Here is a 26,914-nt window from a genome sequence, read left to right on the forward strand (position 1 = left end):
GTTCGCACGGCCCCTTGAACGAGAGGGCAGACCCATGATCGTCGTCGAACGGATCGACCCCAATGGCGGCAGTGCGCACCGGATCAGCATCCGGGGCCATGAGATCGTCACCGACATGTCGGCGCCGGAAGGCCATGACGCCGGGCCGGACCCGCATGACCTGTATGATTCGGCGCTGGGCGCGTGCAAGGCGATGACCATGCTCTGGTATGCGCAGCGCAACGGCATCCCTGTCGAGAATATCCATGTCGGTGTGGTGCGCGATGCGAGCCAGGAACGGGCCGGCATCTACAAGCTGACCACCCGCATCGCCGTGACCGGCCCTATGAGCGACGAGCAGCATGACAAGCTGATCGCGGTCGCGGCCAAATGCCCGGTCCACAAGCTGATGAGCGAGGTCGAGACGCAGATCGAGACCGTCGCCGTGCCGCGCGTGCGCGATCCGGAGGGCCGGTGAGCGAACGTCCCCCCCTCGACGCCTTCAAGGATGTGCTGGCCGGTACTGCGCGGGCGATGACGCGCGACATGGAGGTGGAGGTGAGCTTCACCGCCGACACGCCGCATATGGTGGGCAAGGCGATCAAGGTGCCGACGCCCAGCCGCGCTTTGCCCGCCGATCAGGTGGCACTGGCGCGCGGCTTTGCCGATGCCAATGCGCTGAAGCTGCGCCACCATAATGCCAAGCTGCACAATGCGATGGCGCCGGGCGAAGCGGTGGCGCGCGCGGTGTTCGACGCGGTCGAGCAGGCGCGGGTCGAGGCGATCGGATCGCGGGCGCTGGACGGCGTGCGCGCGAACCTCAATGAGGCGCTGGCGATGCGCCTGAAGTCCGATCCGATCCGCCGGGCGCGGGCGGCGGACGAGGTGCCGCTGTCGACCGCGCTGGCGCTCAAGGTCCGCGAGCGGCTGACCGGCCAGGCGGTGCCCGAGGAATTGCGGCCGGCGATGAAGCTGGTCGACCAGTGGATCGAGGACAAGGCCGGCAGCGATCTCGACGCGCTGGGCCTAGCCATCGACGACCAGCGTGCCTTCCAGAAGCTGACCCAGGCGATGCTGGAGCATCTGCAACTGGTCGATGCCGACGTGCCGCCCGAAACCGACGACCCCGAGCCCGAGGATGAGGGCGAGGACAAGGAGGAAGAGCAGGAAGAAGGCGATTCCGGTCAGGAGGAATCGGGCGACAGCGACATGAACGCCGAGGCCCGCTCCGAGGATCAGGGCGGCGAGACCGAAGAGGGCGACACCGACTATAGCGAGGAGTTCGACGCCGACGCGGAAGACGGCGCCGACGATATGGGCGAGGAAGGCATGATGCCGGTGCGCCCCAATCGGCCGACATCCGACCTGCCCCCCGGTTTCGACTATAAATCCTATACCCAGAAGCATGACGAGGTCGTCACCGCCGACGACCTGTGCGACGAGGATGAGCTGAACCGCCTGCGCGGTTTCCTCGACCAGCAACTCGTGTCCTTGCAGGGCGCGGTCACCAAGCTCGCCAACCGGTTGCAGCGCCGGTTGATGGCGCAGCAGCTGCGGTCGTGGGATTTCGACCAGGAGGAAGGGATTCTCGACGCGGCGCGGCTGGCGCGGATCGTGATCGATCCGACCCGGTCGCTGACCTACAAGATCGAGCGCGACACCGAGTTTCGCGATACTGTCGTCACCCTGTTGATCGACAATAGCGGCTCGATGCGCGGCCGGCCGATCAGCATTGCTGCAATCAGCGCCGACATCATGGCCCGCACGCTGGAACGCTGCGGCGTGAAGACCGAAATCCTTGGCTTCACCACGCGCGCCTGGAAGGGCGGGCAGAGCCGCGAGGACTGGCTGGCGGCCGGGCGCCCGCCGATGCCGGGGCGGCTCAACGACCTGCGCCACATCATCTACAAGAAGGCCGACGAACCCTGGCGCCGGGCGCGCAGGAATCTGGGCCTGATGATGCGCGAAGGGCTGCTGAAGGAAAATATCGACGGCGAGGCGCTGCTCTGGGCGCATGCGCGCCTGATCGCGCGGCCCGAGGAACGGCGCATATTGATGGTGATTTCCGACGGTGCGCCGGTCGATGACAGCACCCTGTCGGTGAATAGCGGCACCTATCTGGAACGGCATCTGCGCCAGGTGATCGACTGGATCGAGAACAGGTCGCCGGTGCAGCTGGTGGCGATCGGCATCGGCCATGACGTCACCCGCTATTATCGCCGCGCCGTGACCATCATGGACGCCGAACAATTGGGCGGCACGATGGTTGAACAGCTTGCAGGCCTGTTCGACGAGGATTGACCGGCCACCTCGGCCCGTCATCCCGCATTATTGAAATTCTGGAGAGGCAAGATGAGTGTCGCCTTTCGTCGCGAGAGCGACGATGAGCATATGGAGCCCAAGTTCGAGCTGCCGATCCCGCTGGGGCCGAACTGGGTCACGGCGCGCGGATTGCGGCTGACGCAGGAACAGGTGGCGGCGCTGGAAGCGATCGACACCGCGGCGATGGACGAGGAAGCCGCCAAGAAGCACAAGCGGGTGCTGCGCTATTGGCGCACGCGACTGGCGACGGCGGAACTGCGCCCGGCCCCTGATGGCGAGACGGTCGCGTTCGGCACGCGGGTGACCTATCGGCTGAACCGGCAGGAGAAGACCGTGGCGATCGTGGGCGATGACGAGGCCGATCCGCATGAGGGGCGGATCAGCTTTTCCGCGCCGCTGGCCCGCGCGATGATGGACGCCGAGATCGGCGAGGCGGTCGATTTTGCCGGCAAGGACGGGGCGATCGAGATCGTGGCGATCGGGGTGGTGGACGAGGCGTAAGCCCCCCTCACCGATTGCGATCATGAAAAGGGCCTCCCGGTGATTTGCCGGGAGGCCCTTTTCAGATTCAGGCGCCGCGCGCGGCTTCGAACAGGAACCAGGCGCGCTGTTCGGCCTGGTCGGTCCAGTCATCGACAATGCCTTCGGTCGCATTGTCGCCTGCCTCGGTGGCGGCGGCCTTCACCGCGCGGAAGGTTTCGACCAGCGCCAGATTGTCGTCACGCAGTTCCTTGAGCATGTCGGCCGGGCTGACAAAATCGGCGTCATTATCCTTCACGCTCTGGTGACGGGCGACGTCGCCGATCGAGCGCAGCGTGGTGTTGCCGGTCTTGCGCACGCGTTCGGCAATCAGGTCGGTCACGCCCAGAATCTCGGTTGCCTGCTCGTCGAACATCAGATGATAGTCGCGGAAATGCGGGCCGGAGACGTGCCAGTGGAAATTCTTGGTCTTGAGATAGAGGGCAAAGCTGTCGGCCAGGGCGCCGTTCAGGGCCTCTGCGACCGACTTGGTGGCGTTGCTCTTAAGGTCGGTGGGCGTCTTGAGATCGGGGGCGGTCATGCACTGTCCTCCTGTTGGGGCGGAATTGATTTCGGACATATAATGATTGTCCGTCAATAAGGTGCCCCCGCAAGTCGGAAATCTTTGGGCAATTTATCGGTCAGGCTGATGAAGGGAATCGATCAGAGCCGGCCGATCGCGCTCATCGCCATGCCTACGCCCGCCAATATGGCGATGCCGCCGCCGACCAGGCGAATCGCGCGCACCGGCAGCACGGAGAGGAACCGGTCGCGCATCAGTATCACCGGCACGCTGGCGGCGATCACGCCGATCGCGCCGCCGATCGCGGCCAGCGCCGGGTCGGCCGTGCGGGTGGCGATGCCCAGGATCAGGAATTGCGGGCCGTCGCCAAAGCCCAGGATGAAGACGCCGAGCGCAGTGGTGAGGAACGGCCCGATGCGCCAGTCGTCGAGCGTGTCGGGCATCTTCACCGGCCAGAGCAGGCCGACGCCCAGGAACAGGACCGACAGCGCCATGAACAGCAGCCGCGCATCATGGCCGAGCATCGGCCCGATCCAGGCGCCCGCTGCCGCGGAAAGCGCGGCATTGGCGATGGCGGCAACGGCGACGCCGGCGATGATCGCCCCGTCGCGTTGATAGCGATGGGCGAGCGCCAGCACGAGCAACTGCCCCTTGTCGCCAATTTCCCCGAACAGGCAGCCCAGCAGGGCGATCAACAAGGCGTCCATTCCAAATCCCGTCAGGCGTGCAGGCGATGCACCGTAGCGGGCGCGGCGGCCGGCGGCAAAATATTGTCGAGCGGCGGCAGTTCGTCGGCGATCGCGTCCCGCATCCGATCAAGATAGGAGAGGACGACCGAATCGAGCCCATCAAGCGAGAGGACCGACTGGAGCGTGGCGGCCAGGTCGCCGACGCTATCGACGCGGAAGGCACGGGCGATATGGCGGATCTGGTCGACCTCGTCATGCAGGCGCGGCACCGACACATGGCCGCGCTGGGCGGCGAGTCCGTCGACCCGCCGCAGCAGGTCCGCCAGAATCGCCAGTTTCGGATCATGTCGCATGGAGCCATCTCCCTTCATCCGTGCCCCGCCTAGCAGCATGCGCGCATAGGGTTAAAGGGCCGTAAAGCCTGTTGCGCAGCCTCCATTGGGCGCGCGAGCCTTGACATCGGGGCGAATCTGCCCCAAGGGGCACCGCTGAAACGGGGCGGTCCGACAGGGCCGCTTTTCTTTTTACGCTATTTCAAGACCAGGGACCAAGCCATGGCCAAGCCGGCAACTGTCAAGATCCGCCTCGTCAGCACGGCTGACACTGGCTTCTTCTACGTCACCAAGAAGAACCCGCGCACCACGACCGAAAAGCTGAGCTTCAGCAAGTATGACCCGGTCGTGCGCAAGCATGTCGAGTTCAAGGAAGCCAAGATCAAGTAAGCCGCTGCGGGCTTCGCGCCCGCGCGCCTGATCTTTCGGCACCGAAAAAGGCCCGTCCCTGTTGGGAGCGGGCCTTTTCCTGTTGGCATTCGCGCCGGCTAGGCCCCCGATCCGAAGATCGGGAGCCCGATGTCGTCAGTTGCCGACCGGCTGGCCGTCGGTACGACGCACCACGATGGTCGAGGAGCGTGGCTGCTGCCCCGCCACCGGCCAGTTGCCGGTCGGATGCTGGATGTTGATGAAGAAGTTCTTGAGGTCCGGCGTATAGGCGATGCCGGTGATCTCACAACCTGCCGGGCCGACCAGGAAGCGCTTCGACTGCTTGCTGGTCTGGTCGATGTAATACATCGAATTATTGCCGAAGGCGCCGGTCATGTTGGTGGCAGCACCGTTCAGCGTGCCGGCATTGCCGGTCAGATTATGGTCCGTCTGGACCCACAGGCGCCCCTGGGGATCGATGCGGATGCCATCGGGGCTGGAGAAATAGTCGCCGCTGATGTTGCCCTTGAGATTATCCTCCGCAAGCGCGGGGTTGCCCGCCAGCAGGAAGATTTCCCAAGTGAAGGCGGTCGCCAGCGGCGAGTCGCCATTTTCGCGGAACTTGAGGATATGGCCATGCAGGTTGGTCACGCGCGGATCGGCAGCGTCGGTGACGCGGCGGCCGCTATTGTTGGTCAGCGTGACGAAGATCGCCTGCTTGTTGGGCGCAACCGTGATCCATTCCGGACGGTCCATGATGGTACCGCCAGCGACGCGGGCGGCCGACTGGGTGTTGACCAGCACATCGGCCTGGTTGGTGAAATTGACCGTCGTCGGGGTCGGCGGCGTGGTCGACTGGCTGACATTGCCCGGATCCTGGGCACCCGCGACCAGACCATTTTGACCCTGGACCAGCGGACGCCATTCGCCCGTGCCGTCGGCATTGAAGCGCGCGACATAGAGGGTGCCATAATCGAGCAGGTCGGTGTTGGCGGCGCGGTTGCTGCTGCTGAAGGCGCGGTCCGGCACGAACTTGTAGACGCAGCCCGGCGTCGAATCGTCACCCATATAGAAGGCGACGCGGTTGTTGGCGTCGGTCATGTGGGCGACATTTTCATGGCTGAAACGGCCGAGCGCGGTGCGCTTGGTCGCGGGGGCCAGTTCCTGGAACGGATCAATCTCGACCACCCAGCCATAGCTGGTGTTGGGCTGGGTCGGATCGAGATAGTTGTTCGTCGTTTCCTCGCAGGTGAGGTAGGTGCCCCAGGGGGTGCGGCCCGACGAGCAGTTGTTGAGCATGCCGCGGATCGTGCCGGGCAGGACGCCCGCAGCAGGGCCGCCGACGCGATAGTCGGTGTTGCCGCTGTAGCGCTTGTTATATTTCGAGCCGGCCTTGACCGCGAACTTGCCGTCCGTGCCCTTGGTCACTTCGACCACGGCGATGCCGACGGCCGAGAGCGCGATCGCCTTCTGATCGGCGGTGGCGGTCGATGCGTTATAGCTGCCGCTGGAGAAGAGGATATTATAGTCGGGCAGTTCGAAGTTGATCGCGAGCAGGCCGCCGCTGTTGGCGTCGGTGCCGGTCAGTTCGAAATATTCCATGCCGTCATGATTGCCGCCGGCCCAGGCCGCGGTCTGGCTGACGCTGGTCGGGAAGGTGCCGTTGGCAAAGGCGGTGCCGGCTTCGACCAGATCGCCGGCCTTCAGCAGCACATCGACAGTATAGCCCGACGGCACGGTCACGGTGTCGTTGGTGTTGATCGCGACCGAGGTGAAGTTGATGCCATAGCTGGGCGTCGGAGTCGGCGTGGGGGTGGGCGTCGGCGTCGGCGTGGGTGCCGGCGTGCTGTCGTCGTCATCATCGTCGCAGGCGGCGAGCGCGCCGAGCATCGGCAGCACGGACAGGCCCAGCAGGCCGTTCTTCAGGACGGAGCGGCGGCCCGGATTGGCCGCGACGATGGCTTCCAGGCTATCTTCGCCCGAAACAATCTTGGGCTGCGCATCGCGGAAGGCCGCGCGCGCCTCGTCGGTCAGATGAGACATGATAAAATACCCCTGTGCATCCGAGCGTCGGCATGACCGCCGCGCCCTTGGCGCCCATGACGTGACAGAGGAGGATGACGCGCAAACTGCGCTATGATGTCAGAGCAGCGACCGAATGATGACGCATCAGTGACGCTGTTGCCGGTGGGTTACAGCAGCGCGTTCACCTGCTCCACGAACCGCAGGACCGAAATCGGCTTGGACACATAGGCGTCGGCGCCGGCGGCGCGGATGCGGTCCTCGTCGCCCTTCCCGGCATAGGCGGTGACCGCCATGATCGGCACCGCCGACAGGCTGTCATCGCCCTTGAGCGACACGATCAGGTCATAGCCGCTGACATGGGGCAGATGGATGTCGGTGATGACCAGGTCCGGCGCGAATTCGCGCGCCTGCGCCAGCACATCGCGGCCGTCGCGCAGCGGCAGCACGTCATGCCCGTGCGCGCGCAGCAGGTCGCAAAAAAGTTTCAGATTGAGTTCGTTGTCCTCGACAACGAGCACGCGCTTTGCCACGAGTCACCCGCGTTCCAGAGAAGCCCCTTGGTGCGCGCCTATAGCCGCCCATTCCGCGAGAGCCAATCATGCGACCCGAGACCCAGAATGGCAAGCCGGATAGCGCCGCCGATGCCGAAATTTTGGCATTGATGGCAATGGGATGGACGCTGAGCGATGGTCGCCGGGCCGATCGGCTGCTGGCGCTGACCGGACTGGATGCCGATGCGCTGCGCGTAGGCGTCGGCAATCGCGCGATCCTGAGCGCCGTGCTGGCCTTTCTGGCCGACCATGAACCCGATCTGGTTGCCTGTGCCGAGGCGATCGACAGCAGCCCGGCGGCCCTGATCGCCGCGAAGGAGAATCTGAGCCGATGAGCCGCCCGCTGATCATCACCGACTGCGACGAGGTATTGCTGCACATGGTCGTGCCGTTCCGCCACTGGCTGGACGAGACGCATGATGTGCATTTCGACATGCGCGAACAGGGGTTTGCCGAGGCACTGCGCCACAAGGACAGCGGCATTCCGCTGGAACGCGAACTGGTGTGGGAGTTGCTGATCGCCTTTTTCGATACCGAAATGGCGCGCCAGACCCCGATCAGCGGCGCGGTCGAGGCGCTGCACCGGCTGGCACAGATCGCCGACATCGAAGTGCTGACCAATATCGGCGAGCGCCACCACCAGCTGCGCATCGAACAGCTCGCAAGCCATGGCCTGCACCTGCCGGTCCATTGGAACCATGGCGGCAAGGGGCGCAAACTGGCCAACATCCTGGCCGAGCGCCAGCCAAGCTGCGCCCTGTTCATCGACGATCTGGGCGAGCATCATGCGTCGGTCGCGCGTCATGCGCCCGATGTGTGGCGGCTGCACATGGTCGGCGAGCCCGAAATCGCCGGCGACATCCCGGTCGCGGACAAGGCCCATGCCCGGATCGACGATTGGGCCAGCGCCGAAAAATGGATCATCGCCCGCCTGGCCGAAGGGCCGGCACCCGCTATTTCAACGCCCCTGAATGGAGCCATTGCATGAGCATCGACGCCCGCCTTGCCGAACTCGGCATCACCCTGCCCGCCGCCGCCGCGCCGGTCGCCGCCTATGTGCCGGCGGTCGAAGTGAATGGCCTGCTGCATATTTCCGGCCAGATCGCACTGAAGGACGGACAGCTGATGACCGGCCGCCTGGGCGAGGACCGCGACCTCGATTATGGCGTCGAAGCCGCGCGCGCCTGTGGCCTGAACCTTATCGCCCAGATGAAGGCGGCGCTGGGCGGCGATCTCGACCGGGTCGAGCGGATCGTCAAGCTGGGCGCCTTCATCGCCAGCGCGCCGGGCTTCACCGACCAGCCCAAGGTCGCCAATGGCGCGTCGGAACTGATGGTCGCGGTGTTCGGCGAAGCCGGCAAACATGCCCGCAGCGCCGTCGGCGTACCGGTGCTGCCGCTGGGCGCCGCCGTCGAGATCGACGCGATCGTGCAGGTTCGCCCCGCTGCATAAGCGGCCGGACTGGCTGACCGCCCGCCCCTTCGCCCATCGCGGGCTGCATCGGACGGGCATCAGCGAAAATGGCATGGCGGCGTTCGATGCCGCCATCGCCAGGGGGCTGGGCATCGAATGCGATGTCCGGCTGAGCCGCGACGGCCGGCCCTTCGTCTTCCATGACGCCAGCCTGATGCGGATGACCGGGCAAGCGGGCGCCGTGGCGGATCGCGATGCGGCAGAACTGGACGCGCTGCGCCTGCCCGATGGCGGCGCGATCCCGCGCCTTGCGGCACTGCTCGATGCCTGTATCGCGACGCCACTGCTGATCGAGATAAAGGTCGAGGGACGCGATGTCGCGCCGACCTGCGCCGCGGTGGCAAGGGCGCTCGACGGCCGCGACCAGCCGGTGGCGGTGATGTCGTTCAACCCGCTGGCGATGCGCTGGTTTGCGCGACATCGGCCGGACATGGTGCGCGGACTGGTGAGCAGCAGCCAGAACAAGGGGCGGCTGCGCGCGCTTTTCGACCGCACCCTTGCACTTTGGCTGGCCAATCCCGATTTTCTGGCCTGTGATATCCGTGACTTGCCCTTCCGCTTCGCCGCTGCCGCCCGTCGCCGGGGATTGCCGGTGTTGAGCTGGACGGTACGCAGCGCGGCGCAGCGGGCGATCGCTGCGGCCCATGTCGACCAGATCATCTTCGAGGGACCAGCATGAGCGAATTTGTCGCGCGCATCGCCGGTGGCGTCGCCGACCTGCCCAGGGCGCAGTGGGATGCCTGTGCCGGCAGCGCCAATCCGTTCGTCAGCTGGGATTTCCTGACCGCGCTGGAACGGTCCGGAAGCGTCGGGCCGGGCACCGGATGGCAGCCGCTGCCGATCGTCATCGACGGGCCGGACGGGACGATCGCGGCGGCCGCGCCGCTCTATGCCAAGACCCACAGCCAGGGCGAATATGTGTTCGACCATGGCTGGGCCGATGCCTGGGAACGGGCGGGCGGCCAATATTATCCGAAAATACAGATCGCCGCCCCCTTCTCCCCCGTGCCCGGCCCCCGATTGCTGCTGCGCGATTCGATGCTGGGGCCGGCGCTGATCGCGGGAATCGAGACGTTGGTCGAGCGCAACGACCTGTCATCGGCGCATGCGACCTTCGTCGATCCCGACCAGATCGCGCTGTTCGAGGCGGCGGGCTGGCTGATTCGCGAGGACAGCCAGTTTCACTGGCACAACAAGGGCTATGCCGGGTTCGAGGATTTCCTGGCCGAGTTGTCGAGCGAGAAGCGCAAGAATATCCGCAAGGAAAGGCGGCGCGCGGTCGAGGGGCTGGAGATCGTCCACCTGACCGGACGAGACCTGACCGAAGCGCATTGGGACATATTCTGGGATTTCTATCAGGATACCGGCGCGCGCAAATGGGGCAGGCCCTATCTGACCCGGTCCTTCTTCTCGATCCTGGGCGAGACGATGGCGGACAAGATATTGCTGATGCTGGCGCTGCGCGACGGACAGGCGATTGCAGGCGCGCTGAACCTGATCGGCGAAGACACGCTCTATGGCCGCTATTGGGGATGCCGCGAGGACGTGCCCAACCTGCATTTCGAACTATGCTATTATCAGGCGATCGATGCGGCGATCGCGCGCGGGCTCGACCGGGTCGAGGCGGGCGCGCAGGGCGGCCACAAGCTGGCGCGCGGCTATGCGCCGCAGCCCACCTATTCGGCGCATCATATTCCCAATGCGAGCTTTCGCCGGGCGGTGGCGGGATTCCTCGACGCCGAGCGGGAGGAAGTGCAGCGCGACCGTATGTGGCTCAATGAAAGAACGCCCTTCCGCAAGGAAGGCTGATCAGGCGGCGCGGACTTCGGTCGCGACAATCCAGGCGCGGGCCTGGCGCTGGGCCTCGGCAATCTCGCGCGCGGTCATTTCCTCGGCGATCTCTGCGCGCATGCTCTGGCCGGCTTCGCTGCCGCCACGGGCCGCAAGGTTGAACCATTTATGCGCCTCGACCAGGTCGATCGGCATGCCCCCGGTGCCGCAGCTATAGGCGACGCCCAGTTCGAAACAGGCCTCTGCCGAGCCGTGGGCCGCACCGGCCATACGACTATCCATCAAGAACTGCGCACTTTTGAGACTATTTGCCATGATCTTCCCCTGTATCCCTAACCCAATGTTCCAACCTTTGGTTTGCGAGTGGGGACAGAATGCCCGGCAGGCCGTAAAAAATGGTTAACGGCAAAATCGGCATATTTGCGCAGTTTGCCCGAAGCTGCTGGATGCGGCAGGGTTAATGCCCGGTGGGCGACGACAGGCGGGCGATGAGGGGCGGAAATAAGCGCGTTGGGGCTGGCGCCGCCGGGCGATTGTCCGCATAGGCCAGTGATGGCCGAAAATTCCCCCATGGGCGCGCAGCCTGCCGCAAAGGATATTCATTTCCGCGAGTTCGTGCTGCTGTGTGCGTGCCTGATGGCGATGAACGCGCTGTCGATCGACCCGATGCTGCCGGCCCTGCCCGACATTGGCCGCGACCTGCATATCGCCAACCCCAATGACCGGCAGCTGATCATCAGCTTCTATTTCATGGGGCTGGGCGTGGGATCGCTGCTGTTCGGCGTGCTGTCCGACCAGTTCGGGCGCAAGAAGGTGCTGGGCGGGGCGATGATATTGTTCATCCTGTCCTCGATCGCCTGTGCCGGGGCGCACAGCTTCACCATGTTGCTGATCGCGCGCACCAGCGCCGGCTTCTTTGCCGGGGCGAGCCGCGTCATCACCGTCGGCATCATCCGCGACCGGTTCAAGGGCGACGCGATGGCGCGGGTCATGTCGCTGATCTTCGCGGTGTTCATGCTGATCCCGGTGATGGCACCCAGCTTTGGCCAGGCGATCCTCTGGATCGCGCCGTGGCGCTGGATCTTCTGGGTGCTGGCGATCCTGGCGACCGCGATCCTGGGCTGGATGGCGATCCGCCTGCCCGAGACGCTGCATCCCGACAATCGCATCCGCATCAATCCGCGCACCATCCTCCAGACGGTCGGCACGATCTTTCGCACGCGCAGCTCGATCGGTTACATGCTGGCGAGCGGCGTGGTGATGAGCGGCCTCATCGGCTTCATCCTGTCGGTGCAGCAGATCTTCTTCGACGTGTTCCATGCGCAGAAGATCTTCCCCCTCGCCTTTGCGACGATCGCAGGCAGCATGGGCATCGGCAGCCTGGTCAACAGCCGGCTGGTCTCGCGATTCGGCGCGCGGCGGCTGAGCCAGAGCGCACTGATCGCCTTCATCCTGATCGCGGCGGTGCATCTGGCGGTGATCCTGGCCGGGCAGGAAACGATCGTCACCTTCATGGTCCTGCAGGCGATGACGATGATGACGGTGGCGTTCACCGCGTCCAATTTCAGCGCGATCTCGATGGAGCCCTTCTCCAAGGGGGCGGGCGTCGCCTCCTCCTTCCAGGCGTTCCTGACGACCGCGGTGTCGAGCGCGTTGGGCAGCCTGGTCGGGCGCGCCTTCGATGGCACCACCCTGCCCTTCACCTTGGGGCTGCTGGTGTTCGGATCGGGATCGCTGCTGATCGTCTTCTGGGCGGAACGCGGCAAGCTGTTCACCCGGCCGCACCTCAACGCGCTGCGCGAGGACTATGAGGCCATGCACTGATAGACGGATAAGGGGCCGGGCGCGCCGATCAGGCACACCCGGCCGTTTCGTCAGAAGCGCGTGCTGAGGCCCAGATTGATCGAGCGGCCCATGCCCGGCACCGGGCGCAGCACGCCGGTCGCGCCATAATCGCCCAGCGACATGCCGCCGAGCGGCAGGTCATAGCCGGCGTCGAAGAGATTCTTCGCCTCGACCGTCAGCTTCAGCCCCCTGGCCCAGAGCGGCAGCGTATAGCCGGCCCGCAGGTCGACCAGGGCATAGCCGCGCGTGCGCGGTTCGTTGCGGGTGGCGTCGACGCGATTCTTGTCGGCGACAAATTCGACATCCGCGCCCAGTTCCAGCGCGTCGATGCGATGGGCGAGGCCCATCTTCAGGTCGAGCGGCATCTGGCGGTAGAGCGGGCCGCCATCCGACAGATTCTGGCCATGGACGTAAGCAGCGCTGGCGGTGAAGCTGGTTTCGACATGGGCGCTGCGCTGGAGCGGCACGCTGGCGCTGACATCGACGCCGTAAAATTCGGCATCCTGATTGGCGAATTGCAGCTGCACGAAGCCGCTGGGCATGCCCATCATGTCGGTCAGATCCTGGAGATGGACCGCGTCGATATAGTCGTTCACGCGGGTATAATAGGGCGAGATCTTCAGCGTCGCCCCGCCCTTCGCGGTCAGGCGCAGCGCGGCGCTGACGGTGTCGGCCTGTTCCGACTTGAGATCGAGATTGCCGACATAGCCATTGCCGTCGCCATACCAACCGATCATCTGGCTGGCCATCGCGCCCCGGCCCCAGGCATAGCGTTCGTAGAGATTGGGCGCGCGGCTCTTGTGCGCATAGCCGAGTTCAAAGGCGAGCAGGTCGGACGCCTGCCAGCTGGCCAGCGCGGTCGCGCTCCAGTTATTGTCGGTGCGGCGATGGCTGCGCGCGTTGAAGGCTTCGGCCGCCATGGCGTCGGCCATGTTCATCATGCCGGTGCCATAGGGCTGGACGTCGCCAGTGTTCATCCGCACCCGATCGAAGCGCGCGCCGATCGAGGTGGAGAGCCGGTCGGTCCAGTGCGATTCCCATTCGCCGAACAGGCCCAGCCGGTCGCGCCGGCCATTGTTGATGTTGATATAGGGATTTGGCCCCATCATCATCGATCCGGCGACCGGCGGCCACCAGTCGTCCATGCCCTGATGCTGATAGTCCCCGCCGACGCGCAGCGTGTCGTGCGGGCCGACCGGCAGGCTCAGCTTCACCGCCGAAGTGAAGCTGTGGATCTGCGTGTTCATCGGCATGGAGCCGGGCTGCTTGTCGGCGAGGAAGTCCATCCGATGGGCAGTGTCGCGATAGCCGATGCTGGCATCGACATCGCCCCAGGCGAAGGTGCCGCGATAGCGGCCGTTGAGGAACCAGGACCTGTTCGAGGTCATGTCCATATATTGGTTCGGGAAGCCCTCATAGGGCGAGAAATGATAGCCGCCCTTCAGCTCGAACAGGCCAAGGCGGGTCTGGGCGGCGAGCGCCAGTTGATGGTCGGTCTTGGCATATTCGGTCGAGCGGACCACGCCCCGGTTGCCGCCACCGTCATAGTTATCCGACTGGGTGTAGGAGCCGCTATAGGTGGCGCTGATCCGCTTGCCCGCGACCGTCAGCGTGACGCCGTCGCCAAAGGCGTCGCCATTGCTGCGATAGAAGCTGGATGCCTCGCCCGTGACCAGGGTGCCGCCATCGACGGCGAAGCGCGGCATCGCGCTTTCGACAGCAATGATGCCGGCGATATTGTCACCGCCCATGCTGACCGGCGAGACGCCCGGCACCACCGCGATGCTGCCGACCGTCTGCGGATCGGTATAGGAAAGCGGCGTGTTCATGTCGTTGGGACAGGCAATGTCGACCGGGATGCCGTCAAGCGTGATGCGAATCCGCTGTTCGGTCAGGCCGCGCAGCGCCGGCATGGAGGAAAAGCCGCCGCCGCCATTGGCCGCGACGCCGGGCAGGCTGGCAAGGATGGCAGCGGTGTCGCTGCTTGACAGGGCGCGACGGCGCAATGTGCCGCTGCCGAGCCGGGCGCCGTTGAGCGGCGCGCTGCCGATATCGAGCGCCGCCGCGTCGAAGCGGGTCTGGAGGGGCGGGGCCGCGTCATCGGCGGTGGGAATATCGGCCGGCAGGCTGTCCTGCGCGGCGACATGGGTGGGGAGCAATGCCAGCGATGCGGCGATTGCGACGAGAGATGTCTTCATCGGAAACCCTGTTTGCACGCGCCCGCCTTCCCGGCAGGGGCGCTTGATCTGAAAGAAAGGTCGCGCGGCGGCACGGCCATGGTCAGATCAGGCAGGTGGTCCGCGCAAAGGGGGACGCAGATGGCTGATGCGCACGAGCGCAGGCGGCCGCACCGGCGCGAAGCCGAGCAGCAGCACGAAGGCGATCGCCAGCATTACTATCAGCGGATCGATGCCGCCGAGCGAAGCCATGGAGAGCGCGCCATAGGGACATGTGCGCTTGGCCGCATCGGCCGGCTGATGATCGGGATCGGCCTGCAAGGGCACGATCAGCTGCGAGGCGGTGCTGCCGATCGCGGCGTCATGGCAGAACTGGATGACCAGGGTGCGCTGTTGCTGCGCCAGCATGAAGCCGCCGGGCAGCAAGGCCTTCATGCACAGCGCCAGCAGGACAAGCGCCAGCGCTTGTCCCCGATGCTGCTGAAGATAGGCGCGCAGGCTCCCCATGGGGACGACCTAGCCCGGCCCCCGCCGCCTGTCACCAAGACAAAAGGTCGCAGGGGGCGGGCCGGCAGCGGCACTCAAGAAAAAAGGGGCGGTTTCCCGCCCCTTCCGTCCATCGATCGTCAGGCCGATCAGGCGTCCTGGCCGCCCGGCGTGTGTGCGCCCGGCAGCGGCGGCACCGGCTGGGGCGGGATGCCCGCGCCAGCCTCCGCCACATCGACAATCCCGCGACCGACATGGCTGCGGCTGCGGCTATAGGCGAAATAGACGATCAGGCCGAGCGTCGCCCAGCCGACGAACATCAGCTTGGTTTCGACGCCCAGGCTCCAGAAGAGATAGGCGCAGCCGGCGATCGCGATCGGCGCGGTGATATAGATGGCCGGGGTGCGGAACGGACGCTTGCGGTCCGCATCGGTCTTGCGCAGGCGCATCACCGCGATCGACACGGCGGCGAAGGCGAAGAGCGTGCCCGAGTTGGAGATGTCCGCCAGGATGCCGACCGGGAAGAAGGCCGCGAACAGCGCCACGAAGATGCCGGTCAGGATGGTGATGACGTGCGGCGTCTTGTAGGTCGGATGCACCTTCGAGAAGAGTTCCGGCAGCAGGCCGTCGCGGCTCATGACGAAGAAGATGCGGGTCTGGCCGAACATCATCATCAGGATGACCGAAGGCAAAGCCAGGCCGGCGGCGAGGCCGAGCAGGTTGCCGATCTGGGGCCAGCCGATTTCACGCAGGGTCCAGGCCAGCGCTTCCTTCGAGCAGGTGACGGCTTCGGTACCGGCAGCGGCCAGCGCGGCGCACTGCTGCGACAGGGCGGTCGAGCCGGGAGCCAGCACTTCGCCGGCCGGGCCATAGACCGGCTGCGCACCGACGGTGCCGATCACGCCGGCGGCCACCAGCATGTAGAAGATGGTGCAGATGGCGAGCGAGCCAATGAGGCCGATCGGCATGTTGCGCTGCGGATTTTTGGTTTCCTCCGCTGCGGTCGAAACCGCGTCGAAGCCGACATAGGCGAAGAAGATCGAGGCGGCAGCGGCCGACACGCCCGAGAAGCCGAGCGGCATGAACGGGGTGAAGCCCTTCATGTTCATGACCGGCACCGACAGGACGATGAACAGGGTCAGCGCCGACACCTTGATCGCGACCAGCACCGCGTTGACGGTGGCGCTTTCCTTGGTGCCGATGACCAGCAGCCAGGTGACGAGCGACGCGATCAGCATCGCCGGCAGGTTGACCATGCCGCCATCGAACGGCCCGCGCGTCAGCAGATCGGGTATGTCGAGATGGAAGGTATGTTCAATGAGGCCGACCACATAGCCGGACCAGCCCACCGACACGGCGCCGGCAGCGACCGCATATTCGAGGATCAGCGCCCAGCCGACCATCCAGGCGATGAGTTCGCCCATCACGGCGTAGCTGTAGGTATAGGCCGAACCCGAAACCGGGACCATGGCCGCCATTTCGGCATAGCAGAGCGCGGCGACCGCGCAGACGAAGCCGGCAATGACGAAGGAGAGCATCATGCCCGGCCCCGCCTTTTGCGCGGCCTCGGCCGTCAGCACGAAAATGCCCGTGCCGATGACGGCGCCGATGCCCAGCATGGTGAGTTGGAATGCGCCCAGTGAGCGATGCAGTGATTTTTTCTCTGCCGTCGCCAATATGGCGTCGAGAGGCTTAACGCGCCCGAAAATCATCAATGAAACCCTTTATTGGAGTCTTCTGCCCGGGCGACGCGCAAGCCGCCCCCCCTTTTCTGTGGGACGGGAGACTATCGCCTAATCCGCCATGCGCAAGTATGTTGCGCTTCTGAGACATGCTTCTTCACTGAACGCGCAAAGGAAATTTTATGATCGAGTTGCTGCGGGCGCCCGCGCTAGGCGATGTCCCGCATGGCTTTGCCGGACGACAGGGGGGCGTATCGACCGGGGTGTGCGCCGGGTTGAATGTCGGGCTGGGGTCTGAGGATGACCGGCTGGCAATCCTGCGCAACCGCGATCTGGCGCGCGACGCGCTGCTGCCCGGCGCGACGCTGGTAACGGTGCGACAGGTCCATTCGCCCGATGTGGTGACCGTGACAGCGCCGATCGCCGAGGATGAACGGCCCGAGGCGGATGCGATGGTGACCCGCACGCCAGGGCTGATTCTGGGCATATTGACCGCCGACTGCGTGCCGGTGCTGTTCGCCGACCGGGAAGCCGGCGTGATCGGCGCGGCCCATGCCGGCTGGAAGGGCGCGATCAGCGGCGTCACCGACCGGACGATCGCGGCGATGGAGATGCTGGGCGCCACGCGCGCGGGCATTGCCTGCGCCATCGGCCCGTGCATCGGGCGTGCTTCCTACGAGGTGACTTTGGACTTTGCCGAGCGGTTCGAGCGGGACGACGCGGACAATGCGCGATTCTTCAGCGCCGGGCGGGCGGGCCACTGCCAGTTCGACATTGCCGCCTATGTCGCGTCGCGGCTGCAGGCGGCGGGGATCGGGCGGATCAGCCTGCTCGACGAGGACACCTATAGCCAGGCCGATCGCTTCTTCAGCTATCGCCGGTCCTGCCATGCACAGGAAAGCGATTATGGCCGGCAGATATCGATGATCGCCTTACCCAGCTGAACCCGGCTGAGGGGCTTCAAAAGCGGGACGGAGTAGCGCATGAGAGGGGCTGACATGACCAGTTCTTCCCAGACCCTGCCGGACGTCGGCGATGGCAGCCGCCTTTATCAGCAACTCGCCCGGCGGTTGCTCGCGGACCTGGCGGGTGGCCGCTATGCCGTCGGCGACCGGCTGCCGCCCGAGCGCGAGCTGGCGATCGAGCATGACGTCAGCCGCCCGACCGTGCGCGAAGCGATCATCGCGCTGGAGGTGCAGGGACTGGTCGAGGTGCGGGTCGGATCGGGCGCCTATGTGGTGCGGATTCCCGGCGCCGATCGCCAGGCGGCCGAGGCGCCGCGGTTCAGCATCACCGCCTTCGAACTGATGGAAGCGCGACTGGCGATCGAGGGCGAGGCCGCGGCGCTGGCGGCACTGCATGCCCGACCGGACGAGCTGGACGAACTGGACCGTCTGGTCGCGCAGATCGCCAGCGAGAATCTGCGCGATGGCGATGCCTATGCCGTCGACCAGCAGTTTCACATGCTGATCGCGCAGGCGACCCGCAACGCGGCGCTGGTCGACAGTGTCGCGCGGCTGTGGGAAATGCGGGCGAGCGCGCCGGAATCGCGGCTGCTGCTCGCCAAGGCCCGTGCCGCCAAGGTGACGCCGGTTGTCGAGGAGCATCGCGTCATCGCCCAGGCGATCCGGGCGCGCGATCCGGCAGCGGCGCGCGCGGCGATGCGCGGCCATCTGGCGGCGGTGATCGACCATCTGCTGTTCGCGACCGAGGAGGCTGCGGTCGAGGAAGCGCGCAAGGCGGCGCAATCGACCCGCGCCCGCTTCGCCCCCGGCGCGGACTGATCCCGACAGGGCAAAATTGACAGCGATGATGACAGCACCGGGGCGATGCCCGCGGGCGATGGCCTGCGCCTGCTTGACCGGCTGACCGATAAAAACTAAACACCTGTTCAGTAAAACAGGCATCGCGGCAAGCGGGCAGGACGGGAGAGAGCGGATGCGGGGGACGCGCGGGCTGTTTCTGGTGCGGACGGTGGCGGGACTGGCGCTGGCGGCGTCGGCCGCGGGGCTGGTGGCGCAGCAGGCGGTGCAGACCGGCACGGGGGCCGACTGGCCCGGCGTCGGCGGCAGCGCCGACGAGAGCGGCTATAGCCAGCTGAGCGCCATCAACACCGCCAATATCCGCAAGCTGGGCCTGGCCTGGTCGCTCGACCTGGAGGGCGAGGTATCGCTGGAGGCGACCCCGCTGGCGGTGAACGGCATCCTCTATTTCAGCGGCAGCTATGGCGCGGTCTATGCCGTCGACGGGGCGAGCGGCAGGCTGATCTGGAAATATGATCCGGAAATCTGGAAGGTCAATCCGACCCGGCAGGCGATGGGCATGGGCGTCAATCGCGGCGTCGCTTACGATAATGGCCGCATCTTCATCGGCGTGCTGGACGGCCGGCTGATTGCGCTGGATGCCAGGACCGGCGCGGTCGCCTGGAGCGTCAACACGCTGCCGCCCGGCACGATGCACAGCCTGACCGGCGCGCCGCGCACCTTCAACGGCAAGGTCATCATCGGCAATGGCGGCGCCGACATCGGCCAGCGCGGCTTCGTCACCGCCTATGACCAGAAGACCGGGGCGCAGGTCTGGCGTTTCTGGACGGTGCCGGGCAGCCCGGAGCAGAATGCCGGCGACCCGGTGATGGAAATGGCGGCCAAGAGCTGGAACGGTTCCTACTGGAGGACCGGCACCGGCGGCACGGTGTGGAACGGCATGACCTTCGACCCGGAGCTCAACCGCATCTATCTGGGCGTCGGCAATGCCGGCCCTTATGACCCGGAAAAGCGCAGTCCGGGCGGCGGCGACAATCTGTTCGTCGCCTCGATCGTCGCGCTGGATGCCGATAGCGGCCAATATATCTGGCATTATCAGCAGAACCCCCGCGAAAGCTGGGATTACAAGGCGACGGCCAACATGATCGCCGCGACCGTGACGATCGACGGCCGGCCGCGCAAAGTGCTGATGCAGCAGCCGACCAACGGCTTCTTCTATGTGCTGGACCGCGAGACCGGAAAACTCATCTCGGCCGAGAAGGTCGGCAAGGTGAGCTGGGCCAGCCATATCGACATGGCCACGGGACGCCCGGTGGAAACCGCCAACGTCCATTATCAGGAGGGGCCGGTCGACATCTATCCCAGCACATTGGGCAGCCATAACTGGCAGGCGATGAGCTACAGCCCGCAGACGGGTCTGGCCTATATCCCCTATATGCAGGCCGGCGCCCGCTACGCGAAGGCGGACAAGGGGTTCCTGGCCAGCATCACCGGGGCCAGCGCCAGCTTCATCACGCAAAAGCGCGACAAGGACGACCTGGCCGGCGCGCTGCTGGCGTGGGATCCGGTAGCGCAGAAGGCGCGCTGGCGCATGGCGCGGCCCCATCTGTGGAATGGCGGGACGCTGGCGACGGCGGGCGGGCTGGTGTTCCAGGGCACCGCCGACGGCTATGTCCGCGCGCATGATGCGGCGAGCGGCAAGGAAATGTGGCGCTTCAATGCGGGGCTGGGGATCATCGGCGCGCCGATGAGCTATGCCATCGGCGACACCCAATATGTGTCGCTGCTGGTCGGCTGGGGCGGCACCACGGCGGCGGCGAGCGAGATATTGAATGTCGGCTGGAAATATGGCGCCCAGCCCCGCCGCCTGCTGAGCTTCGCGATCGGCGGCAAGGCGCGACTGGCCCCCTCCCCGCCGCGCGACATGGCCGTCCATGCGCTCGACGATCCCAGCATCGTGCTGGACGAAAAGGCGGTGGCGGCCGGCAAGGAGATGGGCTTCATCTGCGGCGCCTGTCACGGCATGGCGTTCAAGGGGGCCGGCGCACCGGGACCGGACCTGCGCGAATCCGCCCTGTCGCTGTCGGAGGAGAATTTCTACCAGGTGGTGCAGGAAGGCGCGCTGGCCGAACGGGGCATGCCGCGCTTCCCCCTGGGCAAGGCGCAGATCCACAATATCTGGTCCTATCTGCGCGCCACCGCGCGCGAGGCGCTGGGCACGCGCAAGCCCGATACCGACACAGCGACGGCGGCGCGCTTCTGATGCGGATGACCGGCGAGGAGCGGATCGCCGCGCCGCGCGACGCGGTATGGCAGGCGCTCAACGATCCGGCGGTGCTGCGCCAGTGCATTCCCGGCTGCCAATCGCTGGAACGCGACGGCGAAGACCGGCTGCGGGCCGAAATCGCGGTCAAGATCGGGCCGATCGGCGCGCGCTTTGCCGGCACCGTCACCCTGTCTGAGATCGACGCCCCCAATGGCTATCGCATCAGCGGCGAGGGACAGGGCGGCACGGTGGGCCATGCCCGTGGCGGCGCCAAGGTGACGCTGGCCGACGATGGCCGGGCCACGCGCCTGTCCTATGCGGTGGAGGCCGAGGTCGGCGGCCGGCTGGCGCAACTGGGCGGGCCGATCATCGACGCCACGGCGAAGCAGCTTGCGGGGCAATTCTTCCGCAACTTCAACGCGGTGGTCAGCGGCGGCACCGTGCCGGCGGAGGATGGTCCGGTCGCGGCGGTGCCAGCGCCGGTGCAGGCTCCGCCATCGACGGGCGGCCATCCCTGGGGCTGGATCATCGCGCTTTTGCTGGCGCTGGCGACCGGGGTGCTGCTGGAGCGCAGCGGCGTGGCGGGCACCGGCATGGTAGCGATCGGCCTGTTGCTGGCGGTGACGGCGCTGGCCGGGTTCGAGGCCGGGCGCAGGGGACGGCGATGAAGCCCGCGCCGTTCGACTATGTCCGCGCCACCAGCATCGACCATGGCTGCGCGCTGCTGGCGGAAGCGGGCGGCGGCGCGCAATTGCTGGCGGGCGGCCAGACGCTGATGCCGTTGCTGGCGCTGCGCATGAGCCAGCCCTTCATCCTGATCGACATCGGCCATCTGCCCGAATTGCAGGGCATCGCCCCCCATGCCGGCGGCCTGCGGATCGGCGCGGCGACGCGGCAGGCCGACGCGCTGGCCAATCCCCTGCTGGCGCAGGCCTTGCCGGTCTTCGTCACGGCGCTCGCCCATGTCGGCCATCATCAGACCCGCAATCGCGGGACGATCGGCGGGTCGATCGCGCTGGGTGAACCGGCGGCCGAGATGCCGGCGACGGCGGTGGCGCTGGGGGCCTCCATGACCCTGCGATCGGTGCGCGGCGCGCGGACCATGGCCGCCGACGCCCTCTATCTTGGCTCCTATGCCACCGCGATCGCGCCGGACGAGATGCTGGTGGCGATCGATTATCCGGCCTGGCCGGCGGATGCGGTGCCGCTGTTCCGCGAAGTGGCGCGGCGCCCCGGCGATTTCGCGCTGGTCGGGCTGGTCGGCGCGCTGGCGATCGCGGAAGGCCGGATCGAGCGGGCGGGCATCGCCTGGTTCGGCATGGGGCCGACGCCGATGCGCGCGCGTCAGGCGGAGCAGGCGCTGGTCGGCCAGGCGATCGACCGGATCGACGTGCAGGCCATTGCCGATCTGGCGATCGCCGACAGCGCGCCATTTGACGATGGCCATGCCAGCGCCGCCTATCGACGCAGCGTCGGCCGGCGCATCCTCGCCAGCAGCCTGGCGCAGGCGCTCGACCGGAGAATGGCGGCATGAGCGAGCATCGCATTTCGATGACGGTGAACGGCCAGCAGCATCGTGGGCTGGTGGACGGGCGGCTGACGCTGAGCGACTGGCTGCGCGAGGCGGCGGGCTATACCGGCGTGCATGTCGGCTGCGAACAGGGGGTGTGCGGCGCCTGCACCATCATCGTCGACGGGCGCGCGGTGCGATCCTGCCTGATGCTGGCGGTGCAGGCCGACGGATGCAGCCTGACCACGGTCGAGGGGCTGGCCGCGGCCGACGGCACGCTCCACCCGGTGCAGCAGGCGCTCAAGGATTGCCACGGCCTGCAATGCGGTTTCTGCACGCCCGGCATCGTCATGACCCTGGCCGCGCTGCGGGCCGATGGTGCCCGGCCCGACGAAGCGGCGATGACCCAAGCCATGTCCGGTCATCTCTGCCGCTGCACCGGCTATCAGGGGATACGCCGCGCGATCCGGCAACTGGCGGCGGAGGATGGTGCGCCATGAATGCGCCGCCGATTTCCGCGCAGCGCTTCATCGGCCAGCGCGTGCCGCGCAAGGAGGATGGCCGGCTGCTGACCGGGCGCGGCAGCTTCGTCGATGACATCATCCTGCCCGGCATGCTGCACGCCGCCTTCGTCCGCAGCCCGATCGCGCGCGGCACGATCCGGTCGATCGACACCGATGTCGCGCGTGCCCAGTCCGGCGTCCATGCGGTGCTGACCCAGGCCGATCTGGCGCCGTTCGGCGTCACCATGCTGAGCTTCTTCCTCGGCCCGGTGGAGGTGACGATGACGCCGCTGGCGGACGGGCGGGTTGCCTATGTCGGCCATCCGGTCGCGCTGGTGATCGCCGACGATCGCTATCTGGCCGAGGATGCCGCCAGCCTGGTGGTGGTCGATTATGCCGAGGAAGCGGCCGTCGTCACGCTGGACGATGCGCGCCTTGGCCCACGGGTGCATCCCGACACCGACGACAATGTCGCCGCGCTGATGGGCGAGGAGGACGCCGATGCCGCGCTGGAAGCGCTGCTGGCGGGCGCGCCGCATCTGGTCAGCCAGTCGATCCGCCATCAGCGCATGGCCCAGTCGCCGATGGAGACGCGCGGCGTGGTGGCAAGCCTGCAGGGCGAGAGCGAATTGCTGGTCCATATCACCTGCGCCGGGCCGCAACTGGTGGCGCGCTGGCTGACGCTGGCGCTCGACCGGCCGGGGCTGAGCGTGCGGGTGATTGCCAAGGATGTCGGCGGCTCCTTCGGCCTCAAGAACCATCCCTGGATGGAGGAGGTGTCCGCCATCCTTGCCGCCATGCTGCTGCGCCGGCCGGTCAAGTGGATCGAGGACCGGATCGAGAATCTGACCGCCGCCAACCAGGCGCGCGAGCAGGAAATGACATTGCGCGCCGCCTTCGACACGGACGGGCGGCTGATCGCCAGCCATGCCGATTATGCACTCAACAATGGCGCCTATCCGATGGGCGCGGACGCCAATATCGCGGTCCATATGTTCCTGTGGGCGGCCTATAATATCCCCGCCTACAGCTTCGTGTCGCGCGGCTGGTACAGCAATACGCCGGGGCTGGCCGCCTATCGCGGCCCCTGGGCGATCGAGACGCTGGCGCGCGAGACCTTGCTCGACCGGGCAGCGCGGCAGATCGGCATCGATCCGGTGGAGATTCGCCGGCGCAATCTCTGCACCGCCGCCGACCAGCCGTCTGTCACGCCGCTCGGTATCCCGCGCGAGGATATCACGCCGGCGCAATGTCTGGAAAAGCTGCTGGAAGTGGTGGACGTGCCCGCCTTCCGCGCGGAGCAGGCGGCGGCGCGGGCGCAGGGGCGCTATCTGGGCCTGGGCCTCGCCGCCTATATCGAGCCGACCGGCGCGGCCGGCAGTATCGCGGTGATGACCGGCGAGCTGGCGCAGCTGCGGATCGAGCCGACCGGACGGGTGGTCGCGGTGATGAGCGTCCATTCGCAGGGCCATGGCACCCAGACGACGATGGCGCAGTGCATCGCCGAGCAGCTGGGCGTGCAAATCGAGGACGTCACCATCTTCGACGGCGACAGTTCGCGCGGCGGCTTTGGCCCCGGCGCGGGCGGCAGTCGCCAGGGAGTGATCGGCGGCGGCGCGGCGATCCGGGCCGGGCGGCTGCTCGCCGACAAGGTCAAGGTGGTGGCCGCCCATCTGCTCAACGCCAGCCCGGAGGCGATCAGCCTGGCGGGTGGGATGGTCCATGTCGCCGGTGCGCCGGAGATGCGGCGGACGCTGCGCGAAATTGCCGAGATCGCCTATGGCGAACCGGGGCGATTGCCGCCGGGCATGGAGACCGGGCTGGAAGCCCAATATCGCTATGATCCGCCGCCCATGACCTTCACCAGCGCGGCCCATGCCTGCATCGTCGAGGTCGATGCCGACACCGGCTTCGTGACGATCCCCCGCTGGGTCAGCAGCGAGGATTGCGGCGTGATGATCAACCCCGCCGTGGTCGAGGGGCAGATTGCCGGCGGCCTGGCCCAGGCGATCGGCAGCGTGCTGCTGGAGGATGCCGCGCGCGATGCGCAGGGCAATCCGACGGCCGCGACCTTCAAGGATTATGCGCTGCCGACGATCTTCGACGTGCCCGATTTCGAATATGTCCATGCCGATACGCCGTCACAGGCCGAAGGCGGCTTTCGCGGCGTTGGGGAGGGCGGCTGCATCATCGGCCCGCCGACCCTGGTCAATGCGATCGCGGATGCGCTTGCGCCGTTTGGGGAGGTGGCGGTTGACCTGCCGCTGACGCCGGCCAAGCTGCTGACCGTGATCGAGGGGCAGCCCTGGCCCGAACGCCCGGTCAGCCGCTTCCATCCCGACCATCGGGCGCCGGAGGTCGATACCCCTGCCCCGGCAGCGCCCACCACCCAACCGGTCGCGCCTGCCGCCCCGGTCGGGATCGACGGCGCATGGAAGCTGGTGCTGGCGACGCCGATGGGGCCGCAGCCGATGGTGGCGCATTTCGAGGTTTCGGGCGACCGGGTGAGCGGGCGGCTGGAGGCAGATCAGGGATCACAGGCGTTTTCCGGCACGCTGAGCGGCGATCAGGTGTCCTGGGAGATGAAGGTGACAAAGCCGATGGCGATCACCCTCAAATATGCCCTGCTGTTCGATGGCGACAGCGTGAGCGGCAAGTGCAAGATGGGGCTGTTCGGCACGGCGAAGGTGCGGGGCGAGCGGGTTCGATGATTTCCGGGCATAAAAAAGCCGCCTGGGAATGAACCGAGGCGGCGTGTGTATGATTTGGTTGCGGGAGTAGGATTTGAACCTACGACCTTCAGGTTATGAGCCTGACGAGCTACCGGGCTGCTCCATCCCGCGACACTGGGCTTTTGTGGCCCTGACATGCAAAAAGGGCGGCTTTGCGGGCCGCCCTGTTTTGTAACATTGTGATGGGTTTTTGATCCGTTGCTATGCGCGTGCTTCAATGCCTGGCGACGCCCTACTCTTCCAGTGCTTGAGCAATAGTACCATCGGCGCAGACTGGTTTCACGGCCGAGTTCGGGATGGGATCGGGTGGGTCACAGACGCTATGGTCACCAAGCAATGAAGCAGGCGCATAACTGCGGGTTTTTAATCGATACCGTGCACAATTTTGTGTGTTTGTATGTTCGTATATCTGGGCTGGCTTAAAACCACGCCATCAGCGTCCTAGCTGTTTCCAGCATTGTCGTTGATGGTGGGACTCTTAAGCGCGAACAGAGCAATTAGGACTGGTTAGCTCCATGCGTTACCGCACTTCCACATCCAGCCTATCAACGTCGTGGTCTACGACGGCTCGATGAAATCTTATCTTGAGGGAGGCTTCCCGCTTAGATGCTTTCAGCGGTTATCCCGTCCATACATAGCTACCCTGCTGCGCCACTGGCGTGACGACAGGTACACCAGAGGTATGTTCAACCCGGTCCTCTCGTACTAGGGTCAACTCCTCTCAAATTTCGACGCCCACGGCAGATAGGGACCAAACTGTCTCGCGACGTTCTGAACCCAGCTCACGTACCACTTTAATTGGCGAACAGCCAAACCCTTGGGACCTGCTCCAGCCCCAGGATGTGATGAGCCGACATCGAGGTGCCAAACGATTCCGTCGATATGAGCTCTTGGGAATCATCAGCCTGTTATCCCCGGCGTACCTTTTATCCGTTGAGCGATGGCCCTTCCACGAGGGACCACCGGATCACTATGACCGACTTTCGTCTCTGCTCGACTTGTCAGTCTCGCAGTCAGGCGGGCTTATGCCATTGCACTCTAACAGACGGTTTCCAACCGTCCTGAGCCCACCATCGCGCGCCTCCGTTACTCTTTAGGAGGCGACCGCCCCAGTCAAACTACCCGCCACAGAGGGTCCCTGCACCGGATAACGGTGCGAGGTTAGACATCAGAAAACAACAGGGTGGTATTTCACCTATGGCTCCACATCAACTGGCGTCAATGCTTCAAAGCCTCCCACCTATGCTACACAGTTCTTTCCTAATGCCACTCTGAAGCTGCAGTAAAGGTGCACGGGGTCTTTCCGTCTAACCGCGGGTACTCCGCATCTTCACGGAGAATTCAATTTCGCTGAGCATATCCTGGAGACAGTGGGGA

At 65.9% G+C, this 26,914-nt stretch carries 26 protein-coding genes, 1 tRNA gene and 2 rRNA genes (1 of these 29 running past the window's edge); 17 read left to right on the forward strand and 12 right to left on the reverse strand.

From position 1 onward, the window contains the following. Nucleotides 1-34 precede the first annotated feature (34 nt). From ACI6S0_RS17770 to ACI6S0_RS17780, 3 genes are read left to right on the forward strand one after another with little or no spacing between them, the layout of a single operon-like run. Nucleotides 35-457 (forward strand): OsmC family protein, encoded by a 423-nt coding sequence (locus ACI6S0_RS17770; RefSeq protein ID WP_434403788.1) that lies wholly within the window; start codon nt 35-37, stop codon nt 455-457. Further along, nucleotides 454-2,280 carry a cobaltochelatase subunit CobT gene (cobT, locus tag ACI6S0_RS17775; protein ID WP_434403790.1) on the forward strand — a complete coding sequence of 609 codons (1,827 nt, stop codon included), beginning with the start codon at nt 454-456 and terminating at the stop codon, nt 2,278-2,280. The genes ACI6S0_RS17770 and cobT overlap by 4 nt, the downstream gene beginning before the upstream one ends. Nucleotides 2,281-2,331: 51 nt before the next feature. Beyond that, entirely contained in the window at nt 2,332-2,802 is a 471-nt protein-coding gene (locus ACI6S0_RS17780; protein ID WP_048938548.1) for a GreA/GreB family elongation factor, read from the forward strand. Between the two features lie 67 nt (nt 2,803-2,869). Here ACI6S0_RS17780 and ACI6S0_RS17785 read toward each other — a convergent pair whose 3' ends face one another. From ACI6S0_RS17785 to ACI6S0_RS17795, 3 genes are all read right to left on the reverse strand, one after another. Next, nucleotides 2,870-3,361 carry a Dps family protein gene (locus tag ACI6S0_RS17785; RefSeq protein WP_004208950.1) on the reverse strand — a complete coding sequence of 164 codons (492 nt, stop codon included), beginning with the start codon at nt 3,359-3,361 and terminating at the stop codon, nt 2,870-2,872. Nucleotides 3,362-3,483: 122 nt separating this feature from the next. Further along, nucleotides 3,484-4,050: a TMEM165/GDT1 family protein gene (locus ACI6S0_RS17790; protein ID WP_434403792.1), complete on the reverse strand. Its 567-nt coding sequence runs from the start codon at nt 4,048-4,050 to the stop codon at nt 3,484-3,486. An 11-nt stretch (nt 4,051-4,061) separates the two neighbouring features. Continuing rightward, nucleotides 4,062-4,385 (reverse strand): hypothetical protein, encoded by a 324-nt coding sequence (locus ACI6S0_RS17795; RefSeq protein ID WP_004208952.1) that lies wholly within the window; start codon nt 4,383-4,385, stop codon nt 4,062-4,064. A gap of 201 nt (nt 4,386-4,586) precedes the next feature. On the opposite strand from ACI6S0_RS17795, the gene rpmG reads away from it, so the two are divergent. Beyond that, nucleotides 4,587-4,754 (forward strand): 50S ribosomal protein L33, encoded by a 168-nt coding sequence (gene rpmG, locus ACI6S0_RS17800; protein ID WP_004208953.1) that lies wholly within the window; start codon nt 4,587-4,589, stop codon nt 4,752-4,754. A gap of 135 nt (nt 4,755-4,889) precedes the next feature. Here the strand turns inward: rpmG and ACI6S0_RS17805 are convergent, their stop codons facing one another. Continuing rightward, nucleotides 4,890-6,776: a PhoX family protein gene (locus ACI6S0_RS17805; protein WP_010338632.1), complete on the reverse strand. Its 1,887-nt coding sequence runs from the start codon at nt 6,774-6,776 to the stop codon at nt 4,890-4,892. A gap of 149 nt (nt 6,777-6,925) precedes the next feature. Next, nucleotides 6,926-7,288, reverse strand: a complete 363-nt coding sequence (locus ACI6S0_RS17810) for a response regulator (protein ID WP_004208955.1) — start codon at nt 7,286-7,288, stop codon at nt 6,926-6,928. A gap of 68 nt (nt 7,289-7,356) precedes the next feature. Here ACI6S0_RS17810 and ACI6S0_RS17815 point away from each other — a divergent pair, with 68 nt between their 5' ends. The 5 genes from ACI6S0_RS17815 to ACI6S0_RS17835 are packed head-to-tail and all read left to right on the forward strand — an operon-like array spanning nt 7,357 to nt 10,591. After that, on the forward strand, nt 7,357-7,644 hold the full coding sequence (locus ACI6S0_RS17815) for a DUF3572 domain-containing protein (RefSeq protein WP_434403794.1): 288 nt from the start codon (nt 7,357-7,359) through the stop codon (nt 7,642-7,644). Beyond that, a complete protein-coding gene (locus tag ACI6S0_RS17820) occupies nt 7,641-8,297 on the forward strand; it encodes an HAD family hydrolase (protein ID WP_313393640.1) in 657 nt (218 codons plus the stop codon). The genes ACI6S0_RS17815 and ACI6S0_RS17820 overlap by 4 nt, the downstream gene beginning before the upstream one ends. Further along, entirely contained in the window at nt 8,294-8,761 is a 468-nt protein-coding gene (locus tag ACI6S0_RS17825) for a RidA family protein (protein ID WP_007715324.1), read from the forward strand. Before ACI6S0_RS17820 ends, ACI6S0_RS17825 begins: the two co-directional genes overlap by 4 nt. Then, nucleotides 8,754-9,461, forward strand: a complete 708-nt coding sequence (locus tag ACI6S0_RS17830) for a glycerophosphodiester phosphodiesterase family protein (RefSeq protein ID WP_434405961.1) — start codon at nt 8,754-8,756, stop codon at nt 9,459-9,461. The genes ACI6S0_RS17825 and ACI6S0_RS17830 overlap by 8 nt, the downstream gene beginning before the upstream one ends. Further along, the gene (locus ACI6S0_RS17835) at nt 9,458-10,591 is read left to right on the forward strand and encodes a GNAT family N-acetyltransferase (RefSeq protein WP_434403795.1); all 1,134 of its coding nucleotides are present in this window, start codon (nt 9,458-9,460) and stop codon (nt 10,589-10,591) included. The genes ACI6S0_RS17830 and ACI6S0_RS17835 overlap by 4 nt, the downstream gene beginning before the upstream one ends. On the opposite strand, the gene ACI6S0_RS17840 is transcribed toward ACI6S0_RS17835, so the two are convergent. Next, on the reverse strand, nt 10,592-10,888 hold the full coding sequence (locus ACI6S0_RS17840) for an SEL1-like repeat protein (protein WP_029547874.1): 297 nt from the start codon (nt 10,886-10,888) through the stop codon (nt 10,592-10,594). A gap of 237 nt (nt 10,889-11,125) precedes the next feature. Between ACI6S0_RS17840 and ACI6S0_RS17845 the strand changes: the two genes are divergently transcribed. Then, the gene (locus ACI6S0_RS17845; RefSeq protein ID WP_029547873.1) at nt 11,126-12,397 is read left to right on the forward strand and encodes a multidrug effflux MFS transporter; all 1,272 of its coding nucleotides are present in this window, start codon (nt 11,126-11,128) and stop codon (nt 12,395-12,397) included. 50 nt (nt 12,398-12,447) lie between these two features. On the opposite strand, the gene ACI6S0_RS17850 is transcribed toward ACI6S0_RS17845, so the two are convergent. The 3 genes from ACI6S0_RS17850 to ACI6S0_RS17860 all read right to left on the reverse strand — a co-directional run bounded on the left by ACI6S0_RS17850 (nt 12,448) and on the right by ACI6S0_RS17860 (nt 16,793). Continuing rightward, nucleotides 12,448-14,616: a TonB-dependent receptor gene (locus tag ACI6S0_RS17850; protein ID WP_434403796.1), complete on the reverse strand. Its 2,169-nt coding sequence runs from the start codon at nt 14,614-14,616 to the stop codon at nt 12,448-12,450. Between the two features lie 87 nt (nt 14,617-14,703). After that, nucleotides 14,704-15,102 (reverse strand): hypothetical protein, encoded by a 399-nt coding sequence (locus ACI6S0_RS17855; protein WP_434403797.1) that lies wholly within the window; start codon nt 15,100-15,102, stop codon nt 14,704-14,706. Between the two features lie 128 nt (nt 15,103-15,230). Next, nucleotides 15,231-16,793: an amino acid permease gene (locus ACI6S0_RS17860; protein ID WP_069336445.1), complete on the reverse strand. Its 1,563-nt coding sequence runs from the start codon at nt 16,791-16,793 to the stop codon at nt 15,231-15,233. A 152-nt stretch (nt 16,794-16,945) separates the two neighbouring features. On the opposite strand from ACI6S0_RS17860, the gene pgeF reads away from it, so the two are divergent. The 7 genes from pgeF (at nt 16,946) to ACI6S0_RS17895 (ending at nt 25,516) form a co-directional block, all read left to right on the forward strand. Beyond that, the gene (gene pgeF / locus ACI6S0_RS17865; protein WP_122928398.1) at nt 16,946-17,707 is read left to right on the forward strand and encodes a peptidoglycan editing factor PgeF; all 762 of its coding nucleotides are present in this window, start codon (nt 16,946-16,948) and stop codon (nt 17,705-17,707) included. Between the two features lie 54 nt (nt 17,708-17,761). Beyond that, nucleotides 17,762-18,547 carry a FadR/GntR family transcriptional regulator gene (locus ACI6S0_RS17870; protein ID WP_017501953.1) on the forward strand — a complete coding sequence of 262 codons (786 nt, stop codon included), beginning with the start codon at nt 17,762-17,764 and terminating at the stop codon, nt 18,545-18,547. A 154-nt stretch (nt 18,548-18,701) separates the two neighbouring features. Further along, complete coding sequence (locus tag ACI6S0_RS17875; RefSeq protein ID WP_434403798.1) at nt 18,702-20,789, forward strand: PQQ-dependent dehydrogenase, methanol/ethanol family; 2,088 nt, start codon at nt 18,702-18,704, stop codon at nt 20,787-20,789. Then, nucleotides 20,789-21,460: a CoxG family protein gene (locus ACI6S0_RS17880; protein ID WP_434403799.1), complete on the forward strand. Its 672-nt coding sequence runs from the start codon at nt 20,789-20,791 to the stop codon at nt 21,458-21,460. Before ACI6S0_RS17875 ends, ACI6S0_RS17880 begins: the two co-directional genes overlap by 1 nt. Beyond that, the gene (locus ACI6S0_RS17885) at nt 21,457-22,326 is read left to right on the forward strand and encodes an FAD binding domain-containing protein (RefSeq protein WP_434403800.1); all 870 of its coding nucleotides are present in this window, start codon (nt 21,457-21,459) and stop codon (nt 22,324-22,326) included. Before ACI6S0_RS17880 ends, ACI6S0_RS17885 begins: the two co-directional genes overlap by 4 nt. Beyond that, on the forward strand, nt 22,323-22,802 hold the full coding sequence (locus ACI6S0_RS17890; protein ID WP_434403801.1) for a (2Fe-2S)-binding protein: 480 nt from the start codon (nt 22,323-22,325) through the stop codon (nt 22,800-22,802). Before ACI6S0_RS17885 ends, ACI6S0_RS17890 begins: the two co-directional genes overlap by 4 nt. Then, the gene (locus tag ACI6S0_RS17895) at nt 22,799-25,516 is read left to right on the forward strand and encodes a xanthine dehydrogenase family protein molybdopterin-binding subunit (RefSeq protein WP_434403802.1); all 2,718 of its coding nucleotides are present in this window, start codon (nt 22,799-22,801) and stop codon (nt 25,514-25,516) included. The genes ACI6S0_RS17890 and ACI6S0_RS17895 overlap by 4 nt, the downstream gene beginning before the upstream one ends. Before the next feature lie 55 nt (nt 25,517-25,571). Here ACI6S0_RS17895 and ACI6S0_RS17900 read toward each other — a convergent pair. The 3 genes from ACI6S0_RS17900 to ACI6S0_RS17910 form a co-directional block, all read right to left on the reverse strand. Continuing rightward, nucleotides 25,572-25,648 (reverse strand) — tRNA-Met (locus ACI6S0_RS17900). A gap of 108 nt (nt 25,649-25,756) precedes the next feature. Then, nucleotides 25,757-25,871: ribosomal RNA gene (rrf, locus tag ACI6S0_RS17905) — 5S ribosomal RNA — on the reverse strand. Nucleotides 25,872-26,015: 144 nt separating this feature from the next. Beyond that, a 23S ribosomal RNA gene (locus tag ACI6S0_RS17910) occupies nt 26,016-26,914 on the reverse strand; it runs 1,894 nt beyond the window's last position.

It is taken from the genome of Sphingobium sp. DN12, from assembly GCF_051058005.1.
GTDB classification, from domain to species: Bacteria; Pseudomonadota; Alphaproteobacteria; order Sphingomonadales; family Sphingomonadaceae; genus Sphingobium; species Sphingobium yanoikuyae.